We start from the raw sequence: 1,096 nt of genomic DNA on the forward strand, positions 1-1,096 counted from the left end.
ACCGTTCGGCTCGATCGTCAACTGGGATCTGATCCCGATGAACGCGATTTCCGCAGTCGAAGTCCTGCCCGGATCAAACCCGTTGTTCGGGCTGAACACCTTGGGCGGCGCGCTCGTGCTGACGACAAAGAACGGGGCGGAAAACGGCGGCCTTGGTGTGACGGTGCAGGGGGGATCGTTTGCCAGACGTGCCATTTTGGCGGAAGTGGGCGGTACACTTGCTGGAAAAAGCCTTGATTGGTTTGTTTCCGGAAATTTTGATGACCAGAATGGATATCGTTGGCACATGCATACCCGCGTCAGCCAGGGCTATGGCAAGCTGCGCTGGCAAGGGGGCGCGACGCATGCCGAGCTTGGCGTGTTGTGGGCCGATACCTCGCTCAACGGCACGCAAAGCTTGCCGTTGTCGATGCTGGGCACGCCGCAAAGCGCCTATACCTGGCCCGACAATGTCTCGAACAACCAACTGGTGATCAATCTCAAGGCCGATACGCGTCTGTCAGACGTGCTCAAGCTCAGCGCAAACCTGTATTATCGTCGCTCGGATTCGCATTCGAGCAACAGTAACGCCAGCCTCGGCGGCGCTTGCGACGGCGTCGCGTATGATTGCAGCGCGCTTGCACCGGGCGGGACGGCGCGCGATCTGTTTACGACGAACCCGTTACAGAGTGCGGCTTTTACCGCCTATGCCGGTGGCTTGCCGATTCACGACTATACCAGCGGCATCAACACCACGCTGGTCACCTCCGACGTTTATCAGCACAGTTTTGGCGGCAATGCGCTGATCGATCTGGATGCGTCGCTGGGGCGGTTCGTCAACGATCTCAATCTCGGTGGCAGCTTTGAAATCGCGACGATCCGCAGTGATCAGGCGACCGGTCTGGCGCAACTGGTGAATTACCAGACCGTGGCCATGGCGTCGAACCCGCTTTATGGCAGCTCGACCGGGTTTGCAGGCAGTCCGCTGATCAACGCGGTGGCGGTTTCGTCGCACAACCGGGCGCTCAATCTGTTTGCGCGCGACATGGTCAAGCTCACGCCCAAGCTCAGCCTGACGGCATCGCTCAGCTATACTTTGACTCACCTCGATCTTTTC

General features: G+C 59.0%; 1 protein-coding gene. It reads left to right on the top strand.

The window, feature by feature from the left end:
• Window positions 1-1,096 (top strand): hypothetical protein (locus P4L78_RS15490; protein WP_309328730.1); only part of this gene is annotated, 1,096 nt, incomplete at both ends.

This window comes from Silvimonas sp. (assembly GCF_031291215.1).
Lineage (GTDB): Bacteria > Pseudomonadota > Gammaproteobacteria > Burkholderiales > Chitinibacteraceae > Silvimonas > Silvimonas soli.